Here is an 18,475-nt window from a genome sequence, read left to right on the forward strand (position 1 = left end):
CGATGATTTTTCGATATTCCTTTTTTTTCGGCGTCGCCTTGGCGACGGTCGCGGGCGCGGCGCAGGCTCAGCAACATCAGCCGTCGCGTGAGGACCTGCTCGACCAATTGACCCGCCACATCCAGCTCTGCTCGGAACTCACCGACACGCAGCAACGCCTGGCTTGCTACGACAAGGTGCAGAACAATGTCGGGGGCGCGCCGGCGCCGCAGCCCGCTCCGCAGGCCACCAACCAACAGCCTCGACCGTCGCCAACACCAACGCCGTTACCCCCGCCGCCTGCCAACACCGGCGGCTCGTCGTACAGCGGAGCGCCCCCGACGCCCCCGCCCCTGACGACACCGGGAGGTGGCGTCGCGACGATCGGCGGCGCTCCGGGCCAGCCGACTCCTCCACCGTCGAGTTACGATCCCGATCGCGCCTTCGATCCTCATGGCGCGGCGCCCGGCCGCGGGCCAGCCGATAGCACCATGCCCAAGCCGCAGCCACCGATACGCCGCACCGGTCCACGGCCGCTTCCCCATTTCGCCCAACCCATGCCGCTGGTGACGCTGGCGGCCAGCAACCTCACCTACGGCGACTCCCGTTACTGGCAGGTGACGATCTCGGTCACATCCAACACGCCGGACACGGTCAACACGCAAATCCAGTGCACCTTCCGCAATGCAGGGCGCTCGGTGGGAGATGCCTATTTCGGTCCCGTGAGTCTGGCCCCGGGCGAGCAGATTTCGACCGAGCTGATCGGTCCGCCGACGACGACCTATGTCGATTCGACCAATTGCCGGGTGATGAGCCCGTAGGATCCGGCCATGCAGTGGTATGGCTTCCACGTCGCGATGCCATTCGCCCTGGGCTACCTGCTGGGCTCGATCCCGTTCGGCCTGCTGCTGACGAAGGCGGCGGGCCTTGGCGACATCCGCGCGATCGGGTCCGGCAATATCGGCGCCACCAATGTGCTGCGCACCGGGCGCAAGGGCCTGGCCGCGGCCACGCTGATGCTCGACGCGCTGAAAGGGCTGGTCGCCGTGCTGATCTGCGCCGTCATCGGCCCGTTGACCGCGATCGCAGCGGCATTCGGCGCGGTGCTGGGACACATGTTCCCGGTATGGCTGTCGTTCAGGGGCGGCAAGGGCATGGCCACGACCCTCGGTGTGATGTGGGGGTTGAGTTGGCCGGTGGGCGCCACCACCTGCGCCGCCTGGCTGCTGCTGGCGGCGCTGTTCGGCTACTCCTCGCTGGCGACGCTGTTCAGCATCGTGATCGGCGCGATCGCCGCGTGGCTGCTGGTCGATTGGCAGATCGCATTGGCCATTACGGCCCTGGTGCCGCTGGTGTGGATCCGTCATCACGCCAACATCCGTCGTCTGCTCGCGGGCACCGAGCCCAAGATCGGCCAAGGAAAGGCGGGCGCCAGTCCGGCCGCATAGCGAGCCTCCGATCGACGCATAATTGCTCGCCAATCTGGTGGCCGATAGGGTCGCGCGCTCCGGCGCCATGACCACTTCCTCCGCCTCCCGCGCGCTGCCTTGGGCCTTGATCGGCGCCGCCTGCCTCGGTTCCTTTGCCGCGACGTCAAGCGGCACGACACGCGCGCCCTTCCTGCTCGAGATGGCGCACGATCTCGACGTGAGCATGCCCCTCGTTGCCAATCTTGTTTCGGTGACATCGATCGCCTGGGGCATCACCTCGGCCGCAGCCGGCTATCTGTCGGACCTCGTCGGCCGCCGTGTGCTCCTGATCGTCGCGCTGCTGGCGCTGGCCTTCGCCATGTGCGGTCAAGCCAACGCCGGCAGCTTTTTCCGGGTCGCGGTGTGGGCCAGCGCCGCGGGCGGCTGCGCCGGCGCATTCACCAGCGTCGTGTTCAGCGAAGTCTCCTCGCGCGTCGGGGACCGGCAGCGCGGCCGCGCCCTGGGCTGGGTGATGAGCGGTCAGTCGCTAACGCTCGTCATCGGCGTGCCGCTGGCGGCCTGGGTCGGGTCGATGATCGGCTGGCGCGGCTGGAACGTCTGCGTGGCGGTGCTCGCGCTCGCGGCCAGCCTGAGCCTGCTGCTCACCGTTCGCGCCGGGAAACCGGTGATCTCGCGGAACCAGCCGCGACCAGCCTTGCGAAGCGTGCTCTCGCCGCAAGTGATGGCACTGCTTGGCACCGGCATCGCCGAGCGCATCTGCTACGGTCTGGCCGCCGTTTACTTCGCAACCTTCCTGCAGGCGATCTACAACCTGTCGCTTGCGGCGACCGCCATTCCACTTGCCGTGTTCGCGCTTGGCAACGTATTGGGCACGATCCTTGGCGGCCAGCTCGCGGATCGGCTGCACGACCGACTGAGGACCTTTGCCTTCACCATGGCGCTTTCGGGCGTTGCTGCGTTGGGCCTCTTCATGTGGCACCCGGCGCCGGCGATCTCCGTCGCCCTGGGCTTCGTCTATGTAATGCTGAATGCGCTGGGGCGGCCGTCCTACATGGCAGCGCTCGCTTCGGGGCCGGAGCAGATGCGCGGCACGGTGCTGGGGCTGAACGGCACATCCGCGAGCCTCGGCTGGATCGGCGCTGCGGGTTTGGGAGCGGCAATGATCAGCACCGTCGGTTTCGAAGGCTTCGGGCCGCTGGGCGCCGTGCTCGGCCTTGCAGGGACGGGTGGCGCCCTGCTCTGCCGCCGGCTGGCTTCGAGCGTACACAACCTATAGGTGTTTTACTTTTTATCTCTCTCTCTTTAGGATTGGCCCATGTTCGATGGTCCCCGCGTGCCCGATCTCGATCCAGCCGAACGTCGTGCCCGACTGCGGCTGGCACGGACGCCGCGTATCGGCCCCGTCTCCTTCCACGAGGCGCTCGCGCATTTTGGTTCGGCGCTTGCGGCATGCCGCGAGCTGGGAGGCCATCCGGAGGTGCGCATCGCAGATGAAGAACGGGCCCTCACGGCGCTTGGTGGCCGCTTCCTAGTCTTCGGCGATGCCGCCTATCCGGCCGCTCTCGCTGCCCTGCCCGATGCCCCGCCCATCCTGTCGGCAGTCGGTGACATTGGCCTGCTCGGCCGCCAAACGCTGGCCATCGTCGGCGCTCGCGATGCCTCGCTGGCGGGACGGCGGTTCGCCAGCGATATCGCCACCAGCTTGGGTGCTGCGGGTGTCACCATCGCCTCCGGGCTCGCCCGGGGGATCGACGCGGCCGCGCATGAAGCTGCGCTGGCCAGCGGGACCATCGCCGTACTGGCGGGCGGCGTCGACCAGATCTATCCGCCGCAGAATGCCCGCCTGCAAAAGTCGATTGCGCGGCAAGGCTTGCTGGTGAGTGAAGCCCCGTGGGGAACGCCGCCCGTGGCGCGTGCTTTCCCGCGCCGCAACCGCATCGTCAGCGGCCTTTCGGCGGGCGTGATCGTAATCGAGGCGGCTGCGCGCTCGGGGTCCCTGATCACGGCCCAGCGGGCGGCCGAACAAGGGCGAGAGGTCTTCGTCGTCCCTGGCTCGCCGTTCGACCCCCGTTATGTGGGCTCGAATAGCCTCATCCGAGATGGGGCTATTCTGGTTCGCGATGTCAATGATATTCTGGGTGTGCTCGGCCGGCCGCAGTGTCTGTCACAACCTCTTGTAAAACCAGCCCAAAAGCCCGTCGACGGCGACACGGGGAAGGTGCTCGAGGCGCTGGGCGCGGCGCCCACCGCGGTTGACGAACTGGTACGCCGATGCCAAGTGTCCGCCGCCACCGTGGCGGAGATCCTGCTGGCCCTCGAGCTGGAAGGCCGCCTGGAAAGGCACCGGGGTAACCGCGTATCTCTGATTTGAATCAGTGATTTAGCTCCGGTTAGCAAGACTTTACTGGAGCTTTGTTCGACGATGAACGTGTTGGTCGTCGAGTCGCCTGCCAAGGCAAAGACCATTGGGAAGTATCTCGGCCCCGGCTATACGGTGCTGGCTTCCTATGGCCATGTCCGCGACCTGCCTCCCAAGGACGGCTCGGTCCGTCCGGACGAGGATTTCGCCATGGACTGGGAGGTCGATGCGCCTTCCCAGAAGCGTCTCGACGCCATCGCCAAGGCCGTCTCCAAGGGGAGCAAGCTCTATCTCGCCACCGACCCGGATCGCGAAGGCGAGGCCATCTCCTGGCATGTGAGAGATGTGCTGGGCCGCAAGAAGGCCCTGCAGGGAGTCGACGTCAAGCGCGTCACCTTCAACGCCATCACCAAGCAGTCGGTACTGGAGGCGGTCGCCCACCCGCGCGACCTCGATCAGCCGCTGATCGACGCCTATCTAGCCCGCCGCGCGCTGGACTATCTCGTGGGCTTCACGCTCTCCCCGGTGCTATGGCGCAAGCTGCCGGGCAGCCGTTCGGCCGGACGTGTGCAATCGGTGGCGCTGCGCCTGATCTGCGAGCGCGAAGCGGAGATCGAAGTCTTCAAGAGCCGCGAGTACTGGACGGTCGATGCGATCTTCGGCACGTCCAAGAAGCAGACCTTGAAGGCCCGGCTCACCCATCTCGACGGCCGCAAGCTCGACAAGTTCGACCTCGACACCGCCGAGCGCGCGGAGGCTGCGAAGCGCGAGATCGAGCGCCGGGCCTTTGCCGTCTCCTCGATCGAGCGCCGGCAGGTGCGGCGCAACCCGCCGCCGCCCTTCATCACCTCGACCCTGCAGCAGGAAGCCTCGCGCAAGCTTGGCCTCGGCGCCGCGACGACCATGCGCATCGCGCAGCGTCTCTACGAAGGGGTGGACATCGGCGGTGAGACGGTCGGCCTGATCACCTATATGCGCACCGACGGCGTGCAGCTTGCGCCCGAAGCGATCGGGCAGACACGCCGTCTGATCGAAGACAAATACGGGCCCGACTACCTTCCGGAGAAGCCGCGCTTGTATTCGTCCAAGGCGAAGAATGCCCAGGAGGCGCACGAGGCAATCCGGCCGACGGACCTCGTCCGCACGCCGCAGGACGTCGCGAGATACCTGGACAAGGACCAGCTCGGGCTCTACGAGCTGATATGGAAGCGCACGGTGGCGAGCCAGATGGAAAGCGCGGTGCTCGATCAGGTGACGATCGACATCGCAAGCGGCGACAAGAACGTCGCCCTCCGCGCCACCGGCTCGGTGGTGAGGTTCAACGGCTTCCTGACACTCTACGACGAAGGCCGGGACGAGCAGCCGGATACCGACGAAAACGGCGCCATCCTGCCGGATGTTACCGAGAACGAGGCGCTGGAGCGTCGCGAGGTCATTCCGGAGCAGCATTTCACCGAGCCGCCACCGCGCTATTCGGAGGCGAGCCTGGTGAAGAAGCTCGAGGAGCTCGGCATCGGCCGACCGTCGACTTATGCCAGCATCATCGACGTCCTGCAGCGGCGCAACTATGTGCGGCTCGACCGCAAGCGCTTCGTGCCGGAGGATCGCGGCCGCATCGTCACCGCCTTCCTGCAGACCTACTTTCCACGCTACGTCGAATACAATTTCACTGCCCATCTCGAGGAGGAGCTGGACGAGATCTCCGACGGCCGGATCGACTGGCGCCAGGTGCTGCGCGAGTTCTGGAAGGAATTCTCCGCCGCCGTCGGCGAGACCAAGGACCTGCGCGTCAGCGAGGTGCTCGACAAGCTCGACGAGGAGCTGGGACCGCATTTCTTTCCGGCCAACGACAATGGCGGCAAGAGCCCGCGCGAATGCCCGTCCTGCAGCAATGGCCGGCTGGGCCTGAAGCTCGGCAAATTTGGCGCTTTCATCGGCTGCTCCAATTATCCGGAGTGCCGCTTCACCCGCAAGCTCGGCATCGTCGATAGCGAAGCCGATGCCGCCTCGGGCGCCAATCTCGACAAGCCGAAGCTGCTGGGCATCGATCCCGCGTCGGGCAAGGAAGTGACCCTGCGCAACGGCCCCTATGGTCTCTACGTGCAGCTCGGCGAGCCGGAGGGCAAGGAGAAGCCGAGGCGCCAGTCGCTGCTGCGCGGCATGACACCCGATGATCTCACGCTCGACAAGGCGCTGGCGCTCCTGGCACTGCCGCGCGAACTGGGGCCGCACCCGGATGACGGCGAGCAGATCGTGGCCGGCGTCGGGCGCTTCGGGCCCTACGTGAAGCACGGCAGCAAGTACAAATCGATTCCGGCCGACGAGAGCGTGCTCGATATCGGCATGAACCGGGCAGTGGCGCTGCTGGCCGAAGCCAGGCAGACGCGCGGCAGGGCGTCTGCCAAGCCGGTCCGCGTCGTCGGCGATCATCCGGGCGACGGCCAGCCGATCGAGCTCTATGACGGCCGGTACGGGCCCTATGTGAAGCACGCCGGCATCAACGCCACCGTGCCGCGCGACATCAAGCTGGAGGAGCTCACCGTCGATCAGGCCGTCGGCCTGCTTGCCGAACGCGCCGCCAAGGGCGGCGGCAAGAAGGCCAGGACGCCCCGCGCGAGGAAGGCGCCCGCGGCCGCAAACGATGCCGGACAGAAACCTGCGTCCCCGAAGTCCGCCAAATCCACCGCCAGGAAGAAGGCTGCGCCCAAGCGCAAGGCCAAGGCCGAGACGCCGCCCCGCACCGGCACCGATGGCTAAGGGGCACGTCCCGACTCGCGACGAACTGCTGACCTTCATCAGGGAAAGCTCAACACCAGTCGGCAAACGCGAGATTGCACGCGCCTTCGGGCTGAAGGGCGACCAGCGCATCGAGCTCAAGGAGTTGCTACGCAACCTGCGGAACGACGGCGAGATCGCCGCCGACCGCGCCAGGACGTTCAAGGATCCCGGCGCGCTCGCGAACGTCGCCGTGCTGGAGATCGTGAAGGTCGACGACGACGGCCACCTCCTCGCGGTGCCGCGGCGCCACGACGAGGAAAAGGACGGCCCGGCGCCACGTATCGAGATCGACCCCCGCGGCAACCGGGGCGGACCCGCGCCTGCCGTCGGCGACCGCGTCCTCGCCTCGCTCGATCGGCGCGGCGCGGCGATCTATCAGGCGCGCATCATCCGCCGCCTGGGCAGCGGCCCGAAGAAGATTTTGGGTCTTTACGAGGAGCCGCCAGGCCGGAACGGTCTCGGCAGAGTGACGCCGACCGATCGCAAGCTGCGCCGCGAGTTCGACGTCCGGCCGGCCGACAGGAACGGCGCCCAGCCCGGCGACGTCGTCTGGATCGAGGAGACAGGAGGCCACCTCTCGCGTCGCGGCCGCGTGATCGAACGCATCGGCCCCATGAGTGATCCGCGCACCATAAGCTTGATCTCGATTGCGGCGAACGACGTGCCGATCGACTTTCCGCAGGCGGCGCTCGACGAGGCCGAGCGCGCGAAAGCCGCCCCGCTCGGCCATCGACTCGATCTGCGCACGACGCCGCTGGTCACCATCGACGGCGAGGACGCCCGCGACTTCGATGACGCCGTCTATGCCGAGCCGGATGCGGCCCATCCCGGTGGCTGGCGCTTGCTGGTCGCCATCGCCGATGTCGCGTGGTACGTGCGGCCCGAGAGAGCGCTCGACCGCGCAGCCTATCGACGCGGTACCTCGGTCTACTTCCCCGACCGGGTCGTGCCGATGCTGCCCGAGGCGCTCAGCAATCACTGGTGCTCGCTGGTGCCGCGTCAGGACCGCCCGGTGCTGGTGGCGGAGATGTGGGTCGACGCCGACGGCCATCTCAAGCGTCATCGCTTCCATCGCGCCATGATGCGCTCGGCCGCTCGCCTCACCTATGCCCGCGTGCAGCGCGCCATGGACGGCGTGCCAGACGAAGAGACCGGGCCGTTGCTGGAAGCGGTCATCAAGCCGCTCTACGGCGCGTTTCGGGTGCTCCTGGCGGCGCGCGAAAAGCGGGGCGCCCTCGATCTCGACCTGCCGGAGCGGCTGGTCAAGCTGGGTGGCGATGGCCGCATTGCCGAGATCGGCGTGCGCGAGCGCCTCGACAGCCATCGACTGATCGAGGAGTTCATGGTCTTGGCCAATGTCGCGGCCGCGCAGGCACTCGAGCAGCGACATGCATCCTGTCTCTACCGCGTTCACGACCAACCCGATCCGGCCAAGCTGGAGGCTCTGCGCGAATTCCTGGCGACCCTCGGCATCGCTCTTCCTGCCGGCCCGCACCTGCGGCCCGGCGACCTCAACCACGTGCTGCAGGTCGTCGCCGACAAGCCGGTCGCCCGCCTCGTCAACGAGACCGTCCTGCGCAGCCAGAGCCAGGCCATCTACAGCCCCAGCAATCTCGGCCATTTCGGCCTGGCGCTGGCGCGCTATGCGCACTTCACTTCGCCGATCCGCCGTTTTCCCGATCTGATCGTGCATCGCGCGCTGATTGCCGCCTTCGGCCTGGGCGACGGCGGGCTGAGCGAGGCCGACCGCGGCAGGTTTGAGGAGTTCGGCGAGCACCTGTCGATGTGCGAGCGGCGCGCCATCGCGGCCGAGCGTGGCGCCATGGATCGCTATGTCGCGGCTTACATGGCGGAGCATGTCGGCGCTTCCTTTCCCGGCCGCGTTACCTCGGTTACCCGCTTCGGGCTCTTCCTTTCCCTGGACGGCACCGGCGCCGACGGGTTGCTGCCGATCCGCAGCCTGGGCGCGGAATTCTTCCGCCACGAGGAAGGTCGCCAGATGCTGATTGGCGAACGGACCGGCGAAAGCTTCGGCCTCGGCGACCGGCTGCGCGTCAAGCTGGTCGAAGCCGACGCCGCCACCGGCGGCCTGCTCTTCGAGCTGGTCGATGTAATCGAACGCGTCGAGCGCCACGCCTTGCCGCGCGGCCGTCGCGGTATGCAGGTCAAGGATCGCCGCGGCGGCCCGCGTCGTCCGGTCGCGCACGGAAGGCCGCCTCGGGACAAACGGTCGCGACGACGAAAGTAGGCAGGATGTCCATCTTGGACGCCATGGTTGTTGCACACGCTCCCGTTGCTTTCCTCACCGCACTGAAGCGCGGTTGGCGAGGTCTTTGTCCGCGCTGCGGCGTGGGCGCCCTTTTTGGCGGCTTCCTCAAGATGCGCAGTCACTGCCCGACTTGCCGGTTGATGCTGGAGCCCTACCGGGCCGACGATGCGCCTGCCTATTTCACGATCCTCGCCGTCGGCCATATTGTCGTCCCGCTTGTTCTGGTATTGGAGCGCTATGGCAACCAGCCGCCGCTCTGGTTCCATGCGCTGCTGTGGCTGCCTCTTTCCGTCCTGCTCGCGCTGCTTCTGCTGCCCCGCGTCAAGGGAGCCGTCATCTCCCTGCTGTGGGTTCATCGCGTGGCGGCGCCCAAGCCTTCGGCCGGCGGGTTGGATCTATCTCCCTGATCCACACGATGGACGCTCTCTATTGGCTTGCTTGCGGCGCTGCTTGTCTTAGGGTGTCCTCGTGTCGTTGACTCGTCTTTTCCGTCTGGTGCTGTCCCACGCGACAGCCGCATTGTTCGCCGCCTCGCTGGTTGCTTCCTGCGGAACGACCAGTGCCTCCACACCTCCCCCACCCGGCGCGGCATCCGAGGCCAGTCCTGAGCGGGTCATCCTCCAAGCCTACCGCCTGATCGCCGAGCGTCATCTGAACGAGCCCGACTTCCGCAAGATCTCGGTCGAGACCTATCGCGGTTTCGCCGGCGCCGATCCGGCGCTCTCGCTAGTCGCGGACGGTCAGACCTATACGGTGATGCGCGACGGCAAGGCCATCCTGTCACGCCCGTCGCCCAAGGATCCGGCTGACGGCAAGGCCTGGGGCACCATGCTCAGCGATCTGTTCGCGGCCTCGATCGACGCTTCACCTGTGCTGCAGCACACGGATCGCAGCGCGCTGACGAAGGCGGCGATGGTCGCCACGACCAAGCAGCTCGACAAGAACACCCGCTACGCCGATCCCGACGAGGCGCGCGACAATCGCTTCCAGCGCGACGGCGGCGGCGGTATCGGCATCACGGTCGAACGCACCGACGAAAAGAAGGTCATAATCATCGCCGTGCAGGATGGCTCTCCGGCCAGCAAGGGAGGAGTCCGCCCCGGCGATCAGATCCTCGAGATCGATGGCGAGAACATGATCGATCGCCCGTTGATCGACGTCGTCCACAAGCTGCGCGGACCCGTCGGCGCCCCGGTGGCGCTCACCGTCCTGCGGCCGGGCGACGGAAGCAAGATCACGGCTATGCTGCAGCGCGGCCGAATCATTCCGACTACGGTAACGTACACGCGGGACGGCAATCTCGCCTTGATCCATCTCAGCGGCTTCAATACCGCCACGACCGATTCACTTGCGCAGGCGATCGACAAGGCGCATGCGGACATCGGACCCGGGCTTGCCGGCATCATCATCGACATGCGCGGCAATCGCGGCGGCCTGCTCGACCAGGCGGAGGGCGTGGCCGAGCTGTTCGTGGGTGACGGTATCATCTTCTCGACCCGGGGCCGGCATCCCGACAGCCAGCACACCTATCGCAGCGAGAGCCGCGACTGGGCCAACGATCTGCCGATCGTGCTGCTGGTGAACGGCAACTCGGCCTCCGCTGCCGAGATCGTGGCTGCCGCGCTGCAGGATCGCGGCCGCGCCGTCGTGGTCGGCACCACGAGCTACGGCAAAGGCACGGTGCAGACCGTGGTCAAGCTGGTAAACCAGGGCGAGCTCATCCTGACCTGGTCGCGTCTGGTCGCCCCGTCGGGCTATACCTGGAACGAACTCGGCGTCATGCCCAATGTCTGCAGCGCCAAGGTACCCAACCCGGACACCCTTCAGCCGTCGGCGGTCGATGCCAGCCGGCCGCTCTTGCAGCATTGGCATGCCGAGCGAGATCCCAGCGCCCAGGAGGTGGCCGATTTGCGCAAGATCTGCCCTCCCGGCGAAGATTCACCGCAGCGCGACGTCGAGATCGCCAGCCGCCTGCTGCACAATCCGAAGCTCTATGCCGAGGCCGTCCGGCTGGGATCGATCGATCAGGCGGCAGCACGCTGAGCGGCCGTCGTCGCGGTTGATGCCGAGGCGCTTGACAGCGCCTGTCTGCCGACTACCTTGCCGGCCTTCCAGGAATTCGCCCAAGGGGCTCAAGGACAAGGACCATGGCCAAGCCGACTTCGATTCTGATCAAGATGGTGTCCAGCGCCGACACCGGCTTCTTCTACGTGACCAGGAAGAACCCGCGCACCAAGACCGAGAAGCTCGAGCTCAAGAAGTACGATCCGGTTGCGCGCAAGCACGTCGTCTTCAAGGAATCCAAGATCAAGTGACGTCCGAGAGCGACGCCATCCTGGACGCATCGGCTGGTGATCAGTCGGTCGGCGAAAAAGTTGCAAACGCCCCCGAAAAGGATTTCGGACGCGGCGTCGCGTAACCGCCGTGCTTCGAGGTTTTTAGGCCGAGGGCGATCAGCGATTCCGCAAGCTTCACCGCTGCCACGACACCATCCACCACCGGTAGACCGTGCTCACGGGAAAGTTCGGCGGCGAGATCGGCCATGCCGGCGCATCCGAGGACGATAGCCTCGGCGCGATCTTCGCGGATCGCCTGGTCGATTTCCGTCGAAATCCGGCCGCGGGCCGGCGAGTTCGGGATTTCCAAATCGAGTACCGGGACATTCGCGGCACGCACGCGCGCACATCGGTTCGTCAATCCATAGCGAACGAGGTTCTGCTCGATGACCGGTACGGAGCGGGACAGAGTGGTCACGACGGAGAACTTGCCGGCGACGAGACTGGCGATGTGAAACGCAGCCTCCCCGATGCCGATCACCGGTGCAGGCGACAAGCTCCGGGCTGCGTCAAGCCCGGTATCGTCGAAGCAGGCGATAATGGTGGCATCGATCTCGCCAGCCTTCCGCATTTCGGCAATGACACCGGGGATGGCGAAGGCCTCATCATAGTAGCCTTCGATGCTCGATGGACCGGACTCCGGATTGACGGCGACGATCTCCGTGCGGGCATTGGCGGCCGACCTGGCGGCCTCGCCGATCTTGCGCGTCATGGAGGCCGTGGTGTTCGGATTCACTACGAGCAGCCGCATCAGAGCTCTCCTCCAAGGTAAAGCTTCTTCACCCGCTCATCGTTGAGGAGTTCCGCCGAATTGCCGGCAAGCGCGACAGAACCGGTGGCCAGCGCATACGCACGCCGCGAAATGCGGAGCGCCATGCGCGAATTCTGCTCGACCAGCAGGACGGAGACCTTTTCGTCGCGATTGATCGCGACAATGGAGCGCGCAATATCCTGGACGAGTTTCGGCGCGATGCCCAGCGACGGTTCGTCGAGCAGCAGCAACCTGGGTTTTGCCATGAGTGCTCGACCGATCACCATCATCTGCTGCTCACCGCCCGACAACGTGCCGGCCTGCTGGCTGAAGCGCTCCTTGAGGCGTGGAAAGCGCGTCAGCACGCCTTCGAGTGTAACCGCGATGCCCGCCCTGTCGGTACGACTGAAGGCGCCCATCAGCAGATTGTCGCGGACGCTCATCAGCGGAAAGACTCGACGGCCTTCGGGCACCATGGCGATGCCCATCTTGACTATGGCGTCGGGCGTGGCGCCGTCGATGCGCCGGCCGGCGAAGTGAATCTCACCGCGGCGCAGTCTTCGCAGGCCCGTGATGGCGCCCAGAATCGAGCTCTTGCCCGCTCCGTTGGCGCCGATCAGCGCGACGGTCTCGCCTTCTTCGACTTCGATCGACACACCCTTCAGCGCATAGACGTGATCGTAGTAGAGCTCGGCGTTGGAGACCGAAAGGAGCGTCATCGCTAGGTGCCGATCGTCTCGTCTTCGACGCCAAGATAGGCTTCGATGACCTGGTCGTTGCGCTGGATTTCGGCGGGGCTGCCCTCGGCGATCTTCTGCCCGAAGTTGAGCACCACGATGCGGTCCGAGATGCGCATCACCGCCGGCATATCGTGCTCCACCAGCATGACAGTCACGCCGCGGTCGCGCACGCCACGCACGAGATCGACGGCATGCATGGTCTCATCGTGGTTCATGCCGGCAAAGGGCTCGTCGAGCAGCAGGACCTTGGGGTTGGTGGCCAGTCCGATGGCGATTCCGAGCGCCCGCAGATGACCCTGCGGCAGCGTGCTGGCCTGCTCGTTGCGCAGGCCGGCCAAGCCGAGAAACTCGAGGATTTCATCCGCCGATTGCCCGAACTCGGTCTCGTCGGCACGGGCCGCGCGGCTGCCGACGTAGAAGCCAAGCAGACTGGCGTGCGAGCGCAGATGGTGAGCGACGATGACATTGTCGCGCACGCTCATGCCCTTGAAGATCGTGGCCTCCTGGAAAGTGCGGACTACTCCCCTGCGCGCGACCAGATGCGGCGCCCGACCCGAGATCTGCTCGCCGTGGAAAGTGACCTTGCCGGAAGTCGGTTTCACGAAAGACGCAATGAGTTTGAACAGCGTCGACTTGCCCGCCCCGTTTGGACCGATGACAGACAGAATTTCCTTTTCCATCAGGCTGAACGAGATGTCGTTGACGGCAACCAGACCGCCGTAGCGCTTGGTCAGGTTCTCGACCTGGAGAATCCCTTCCATCAATGTGCCGCCTTTCCCCGACGCATGCCGAGCAGACTGAGGAGCCCGTTCGGCAGCAGCAACATCAGAAGGATCAGAAGGCTTGCGTAGATCAGCAGCTGGTACTGCCCCGCCTGAAACAAGAGTTCCCAGCCAAAGCGCAGAACGAACGTGCCGACGATCGGCCCGAACACGTAACCCAACCCGCCGAGGAAGCAATTGAGCATGAAATTGATCGAATCCTGGATGGTGAAGCTCGAGGGATAGATGGACTGCGAGATGGCCGAAAAGATCGCGCCTGCAATACCGCCGAGGAAGGACGAGACCGCGTAGGCGATGATCCGCAGCCAGGCAATGTTGACGCCCGTCGAGGAGGCGAGTTCCTCGTTCTGTTGCAGGGCGGCAAAGAGTCGGCCGATGCGCGAATGCACCAATCGCCAAAGGGCGGCGAATACCAGCAGCATCACTACCACCGATAGCCGGTAAAACGCGGGGCGTGGATTGGCGAGCGTCGCAAAATCCGGAACGATGGTCAGGCCGAAGAGGGTGACGGGTCCGGGGGGCGGCAGGTTGACCATGCCTCTTGCGCCGTTGGTGATTGGCAGCGCCAGCGCCGCCAGTCGCGCGACCTCGGTCAGCACCAGCGTCACCATGGCGAAATACACGCCGCGGAGCCGCAGGATCGGCATGCCGATGAGAACAGCGACGACGGCGCAGAAGAATCCCGCCGCCGGAATGGTCAGCCAGAAGTTCCAGCCATAGGTGGTGACCAGAATGGCCGACGCATATCCGCCGATGAGGGCATATGCCCCCTGACCGATGTTGATCCGGCCGATGTAGAAGGTGATCCAGACTCCGGCGCTGGCGATCGAGAGCAGCGCGATCAGCGTCAGCGTGTAGTAGAGGTCGAAGCGGCCGCTGGCATTGAGTGCCAAGGGCACGAGCGCGACAAGCACTACCGCGAGGCCAGCAGCGCCGATGGCTTTCATCGTGGTGTGCATTGTCAGCCCCACGGCTTGCCCATCAGACCATTGGGGCGGATGGCGAGGAAGACCATGAGGCTGGCGAAGATCACGAGGTAAGTGATGTCGCCATAGGCGTGGAGCACCGAGAGCCCCACCGCTTCGAGCATGCCGAGGATGAAGCCTCCGGCAATGGCTCCGCCGACCACGCCGGCACCGCCGATCATCACCATCATGAAGGCCTTGGTCGAGACCGCTGTGCCGATGCCGGAGCTCACGCCGGTGATGGCGACGAGCAGTCCGCCGATGAGCCCGGCCAGCAGCGCGCCGAGAGCAAAGCCGATCATCGAGTATCGATCGACGTTCACCCCCATCAACTGCGCCGCGACGCGATCCTGGGCCAGCGCCCGCATGGCACGGCCGACCCTGGAGAATTGCATGAACGCCATGAAGACGGCGATGAACACCACCGCGAGGCAGGCGACCAGGATGCGATCATAGGGGATGATGATGGCGCCGGTGTTGAGCACGCCGCGCACGATTTTGGGCACGCCGTGACCCTTTTCGCCGAAGATGAGCAGGATGCCGGCATCGAACAGAAAGGCGATCGCCGCCGCGAGCAACATGGTGCTTTCCTCACGTTTGCTCCTACGGATCACCGGCCGGAACAGGAACATCTCGATCAACGCGCCGAGCGCGAACAGCGTGAGCGACGATGCAATGAGCGCCACGACGAACGGCAGATGCCACTGACCGTAAACCGTATAGGTGACAAAGGCGCCAAGCACATACATCTGGCCGTGCGCAAAATTCAGCACGTTCATCAACGAGAAGATGAGCGTCAGCCCCAACGCAATCAGCGCATATTGCGCGCCCAGATAGAGGCCGTTGACGATGACCTGTTCCATTTACCCCGTGTCACCCGCGCAAAGGATGCCGTGGCATCCCTGATTGCCGGAGCCCAAGGCCCGGTCCGGCAATCTACAAGGATGATGCGATGGGCCGGCTAGTCAACGTGGCCGACGAACAGCGTCTTGAAGGCGCCGTTCTCGTATTCGTTCACGACCATCGGCACCGAAAGCTGACGCTTCTGCCCGAAGGATGTCATGCCGACATAGGTTAGCCTGGCATTCGCGTCCTTGAGGTAGGGATTGGGCGCGGAGAAGGTGTCCATGGTCTTCTTGAACTCGCCGATATTGTCGACCGCCGCCGGGTTGGCCTTGAGCGTGTCGACGATATATTCCAGCGCGTAGACCTTGGTGTTGGACTCGTCGTTGTACTCACCGAACTTCTTGGTGTAGGTGTCGATGAATTTCACCATTTGGTCCGAGCGGATTTCCGGCGTGGAGGCGCCGCCGACGGAAATGAAGCCGTCGGCAAGTTTTCCGGCGCCTTCCTTGAGAACGTTGGCGTCCTGGGCGGTCTCAGTCGACATGAGGCCGGTGTAACCAAGCTCGCGAGCGGCGCGGATCAGCAACGGCGCGTTGGCCGGGGCGACGCCGGAAAGCACCAGAAGATCCGGCTTCAAGGCCACGATTGGCGTCAGCACCGGCGTGAAGTCGGTGGTGTCGTTCGCATAGGTGTCCTTGCTCGCGACAACCTTCAACCCGAGCGCCTTGGCTGCTTCGACGCCGCTGTCGCGCTGGCTCAACGGATCGGATTCGTTGGCAGCGACGAAGGCGATGGTCTTCACGCCCTTGTTGTCCTTCAAATACTTGTAGATCGCCGGGCCCGACTGGTAGTTGGCGACCATGCCGAGCACGGCGTTCGATGCCGGCTTCTGGTAAAGCGTCTTGGGGAAGGCGTACGGGAAGTAGATGATGTTGTTCTTCTCGGCGACCGGTCGGACCGCAGCCGCGCCGTCATCGACGTTCGGTCCGACGACGTAGTGGATGCCTTGCTGGGCCATCTTCTCCATGCCCTGGATCGAGAGCTTCGGGTCCTTTTGATCGTCGAAGGTAACCACCTCGATGTCATAGGTCTTGTCGCCGATCTTCACGCCACCGGCGCCGTTCCACATGTCGGCGAGGGTCTGCATGGAACGTACATTGGAGGTGCCCCATGCCGCGGCCGGGCCACTGGTCACGCCGACAAAACCGATCTTCAGCTTCGGATTGGCGGCAAGGGCCGCGTTGCCGAGCGCGGTGGCCGCCACCAAGGCCGATACCACGCCGAGAATTTTGAGTGTCGAACGTTGCGCAGCCATTGTTTCCTCCCCTGGAATCCGTCTGTCACAGCGATTTGCACAAGGGCTTTCGTGCTCGCAGTCGAAGCTAAGTACGGATGCCGAGCAATTGTCAACAATCCGTATCGATACTGCCGCCAATCCGCGAACCGCGTCGGCGAATCCCGCTCAGGAGTTCCTCCGGAGTCGCTCCCGGCTGCTCAAGTTTTGGCCGGCAATTGTAAGATTGTCAGCAGTACCGCAAAAGAACTGTGCACAATACGTCGTTCCTATGTACATAATCCTATGGTCATGAACACGTCGGTTTCAGACGGAGGCGGTCGTTTCTCGCGCCGCATCGGGCGGACTGAGGAACCAGACAGACGAAATGAACAGGCGTAGATCCACGCGCGCGCCGGATGGCGACGCATCCCTCGCCGCCTCGAAGATCGGTGCAGCGATCTCGGAAGATCAGATCGTTGAGCGCATTTTCACCGCGGTCATGGACCATCGGCTGAGGCCGGGGATGAAGCTCACGGAAAATGCCTTGTGCCACGCCTTTGCTGTCAGTAGGGCGCGCATTCGGCCGATCCTCGTCAAGCTCGGCGAGCGCGGTATCGTCACATTGCATCCCAACCGCGGCGCGTTCGTGGCAAGCCCGACGGCCGAGGAAGCGCGCGATGTTTTCGAGGCCCGCCGGACGATCGAACTGTCGGTCGTGCGACAGGCCGCAACCCGCATCACGAAGAACCAGATCAAGAATCTGCGCCTGCATGTCGCCGAAGAAGCCGCTGCGATCGCAAGCGGGGACAGGCGCGAAGCGATCAGGCTTTCCGGCCAGTTTCACATCAGGCTGGCCGAGGTCGCCGGGAATCCGGTGTTTGTGCGCTTCGTCGAAGAACTGGTCGCCCGCAGTTCGCTGATTATCGCGCTTTTTGGCTCGCGACTTTCTGCGGCGTGCGCCGAAAGGGAGCACGGCGACCTCTTGGATGCCCTTGGAAGCAGGGATGGCGCACGAGCCGTCCGGCTGATGGACCACCACCTCGAACACATCGGTCGGAGTCTCCATACCGACGGCTCCGACGTTCCAGCGGCCGACCTGCGCACCCTGTTGGTCTAGGGTCTGTACTCAATTGGGGGTTCCGCGCGACTGGTCGATGTGATTCAGTCTCCGGCGAGAGCTGGAGGTGTCGATGGGTCGGGAGCTGTATTGGCTATCGGATGTAGAGTGGCGTCGGCTTGCCCCTTTGATGCCGCGCGGCCGGCGTGGTGCGCATCGTGTCGATGACCGGCGAGTGGTCAGCGGGATCGTGCACATGCTTCGCTCAGGCGCCCGGTGGCGTGACTGTCCTGCCGCTTACGGCCCCTATACGACGATCTACAACCGCTTCAATCGCTGGAGCCGGCAGGGCATCTGGTTCGCCATGTTCGAGGCGCTCACCGGCGCCACCGGCATCACCGCCACGGTGTCGATCGACAGTACTCATATCAAAGCGCACCGCTCGGCCGCCGGGGCAAAAGGGGGGCCTTCGTCCAGGCCATCGGCAACTCGCGGGGCGGGCGCACCACCAAGATCCATGCCGTCGCGGACGCCCAAGGCCGGCCGCGCCTGATCCTGCTGACGCCCGGCAATGCCTCCGACATGGCGACCGCACCCCTGCTATTGCGGACCTTGCCACCAATCACCCGCGTGATTGCCGATCGCGGATATGACAGCAATGCGTTGCGCGCGCTGATCGCTCAACTCGGGGCCGAGGCGGTCATTCCACCATCCTCAGACCGCGTCCGGCAGATCCCCTATGACCGATTGGCCTACCGCAGCCGAAATCTGGTCGAGAGGCTATGGTGTCGCCTCAAGGACTGGCGTCGCGTCGCTACTCGCTACGACAAGCTCGCCAACAACTTCCTCGCCACCGCCATCATCGCGGCCGCAATCATCTACTGGTGCAATTGAGTCTGGAGCCTAG

General features: G+C 64.9%; 16 protein-coding genes and 1 pseudogene. 11 read left to right on the forward strand and 6 right to left on the reverse strand.

Features of this window, described 5'->3' with window-relative positions:
• The first annotated feature begins 38 nt into the window (after positions 1-38).
• From VH499_RS18530 to rpmG, 9 genes are all read left to right on the forward strand, one after another.
• Positions 39-800: a hypothetical protein gene (locus VH499_RS18530; RefSeq protein WP_332054231.1), complete on the forward strand. Its 762-nt coding sequence runs from the start codon at positions 39-41 to the stop codon at positions 798-800.
• Between the two features lie 9 nt (positions 801-809).
• Entirely contained in the window at positions 810-1,427 is a 618-nt protein-coding gene (gene plsY, locus VH499_RS18535) for a glycerol-3-phosphate 1-O-acyltransferase PlsY (protein ID WP_332054232.1), read from the forward strand.
• Positions 1,428-1,464: 37 nt separating this feature from the next.
• The gene (locus VH499_RS18540) at positions 1,465-2,685 is read left to right on the forward strand and encodes an MFS transporter (RefSeq protein WP_332054233.1); all 1,221 of its coding nucleotides are present in this window, start codon (positions 1,465-1,467) and stop codon (positions 2,683-2,685) included.
• 39 nt (positions 2,686-2,724) lie between these two features.
• The gene (gene dprA / locus VH499_RS18545; RefSeq protein ID WP_332054234.1) at positions 2,725-3,780 is read left to right on the forward strand and encodes a DNA-processing protein DprA; all 1,056 of its coding nucleotides are present in this window, start codon (positions 2,725-2,727) and stop codon (positions 3,778-3,780) included.
• 51 nt (positions 3,781-3,831) lie between these two features.
• Positions 3,832-6,525: a type I DNA topoisomerase gene (gene topA, locus VH499_RS18550; RefSeq protein WP_332054235.1), complete on the forward strand. Its 2,694-nt coding sequence runs from the start codon at positions 3,832-3,834 to the stop codon at positions 6,523-6,525.
• Positions 6,518-8,794 carry a ribonuclease R gene (gene rnr / locus VH499_RS18555; protein WP_332054236.1) on the forward strand — a complete coding sequence of 759 codons (2,277 nt, stop codon included), beginning with the start codon at positions 6,518-6,520 and terminating at the stop codon, positions 8,792-8,794. The genes topA and rnr overlap by 8 nt, the downstream gene beginning before the upstream one ends.
• A 5-nt stretch (positions 8,795-8,799) precedes the next feature.
• The gene (locus tag VH499_RS18560) at positions 8,800-9,222 is read left to right on the forward strand and encodes a DUF983 domain-containing protein (protein ID WP_332054237.1); all 423 of its coding nucleotides are present in this window, start codon (positions 8,800-8,802) and stop codon (positions 9,220-9,222) included.
• Between the two features lie 61 nt (positions 9,223-9,283).
• Entirely contained in the window at positions 9,284-10,858 is a 1,575-nt protein-coding gene (locus VH499_RS18565; RefSeq protein ID WP_332054238.1) for a S41 family peptidase, read from the forward strand.
• Positions 10,859-10,962: 104 nt separating this feature from the next.
• Positions 10,963-11,130 carry a 50S ribosomal protein L33 gene (gene rpmG, locus VH499_RS18570; RefSeq protein ID WP_332054239.1) on the forward strand — a complete coding sequence of 56 codons (168 nt, stop codon included), beginning with the start codon at positions 10,963-10,965 and terminating at the stop codon, positions 11,128-11,130.
• A gap of 40 nt (positions 11,131-11,170) precedes the next feature.
• Here rpmG and VH499_RS18575 read toward each other — a convergent pair whose 3' ends face one another.
• The 6 genes from VH499_RS18575 to VH499_RS18600 form a co-directional block, all read right to left on the reverse strand.
• The gene (locus VH499_RS18575; RefSeq protein ID WP_332054240.1) at positions 11,171-11,902 is read right to left on the reverse strand and encodes an aspartate/glutamate racemase family protein; all 732 of its coding nucleotides are present in this window, start codon (positions 11,900-11,902) and stop codon (positions 11,171-11,173) included.
• Entirely contained in the window at positions 11,902-12,621 is a 720-nt protein-coding gene (locus tag VH499_RS18580; RefSeq protein ID WP_332054241.1) for an ABC transporter ATP-binding protein, read from the reverse strand. Before VH499_RS18580 ends, VH499_RS18575 begins: the two co-directional genes overlap by 1 nt.
• Before the next feature lie 2 nt (positions 12,622-12,623).
• Complete coding sequence (locus VH499_RS18585) at positions 12,624-13,403, reverse strand: ABC transporter ATP-binding protein (protein ID WP_332054242.1); 780 nt, start codon at positions 13,401-13,403, stop codon at positions 12,624-12,626.
• Positions 13,403-14,371: a branched-chain amino acid ABC transporter permease gene (locus VH499_RS18590; protein ID WP_332054243.1), complete on the reverse strand. Its 969-nt coding sequence runs from the start codon at positions 14,369-14,371 to the stop codon at positions 13,403-13,405. The genes VH499_RS18585 and VH499_RS18590 overlap by 1 nt, the downstream gene beginning before the upstream one ends.
• A gap of 14 nt (positions 14,372-14,385) precedes the next feature.
• Positions 14,386-15,252, reverse strand: a complete 867-nt coding sequence (locus VH499_RS18595) for a branched-chain amino acid ABC transporter permease (RefSeq protein ID WP_332054244.1) — start codon at positions 15,250-15,252, stop codon at positions 14,386-14,388.
• Positions 15,253-15,350: 98 nt separating this feature from the next.
• Positions 15,351-16,550 (reverse strand): ABC transporter substrate-binding protein, encoded by a 1,200-nt coding sequence (locus tag VH499_RS18600; RefSeq protein WP_332054245.1) that lies wholly within the window; start codon positions 16,548-16,550, stop codon positions 15,351-15,353.
• A gap of 346 nt (positions 16,551-16,896) precedes the next feature.
• Here VH499_RS18600 and VH499_RS18605 point away from each other — a divergent pair, with 346 nt between their 5' ends.
• Together VH499_RS18605 and VH499_RS18610 are read left to right on the forward strand one after the other, a co-directional pair.
• On the forward strand, positions 16,897-17,628 hold the full coding sequence (locus tag VH499_RS18605) for a GntR family transcriptional regulator (protein ID WP_332054246.1): 732 nt from the start codon (positions 16,897-16,899) through the stop codon (positions 17,626-17,628).
• 130 nt (positions 17,629-17,758) lie between these two features.
• Positions 17,759-18,462, forward strand: a pseudogene (locus tag VH499_RS18610) (IS5 family transposase).
• Positions 18,463-18,475 lie beyond the last annotated feature (13 nt).

Source organism: Reyranella sp., assembly GCF_036558665.1.
Taxonomy (GTDB): domain Bacteria; phylum Pseudomonadota; class Alphaproteobacteria; order Reyranellales; family Reyranellaceae; genus Reyranella.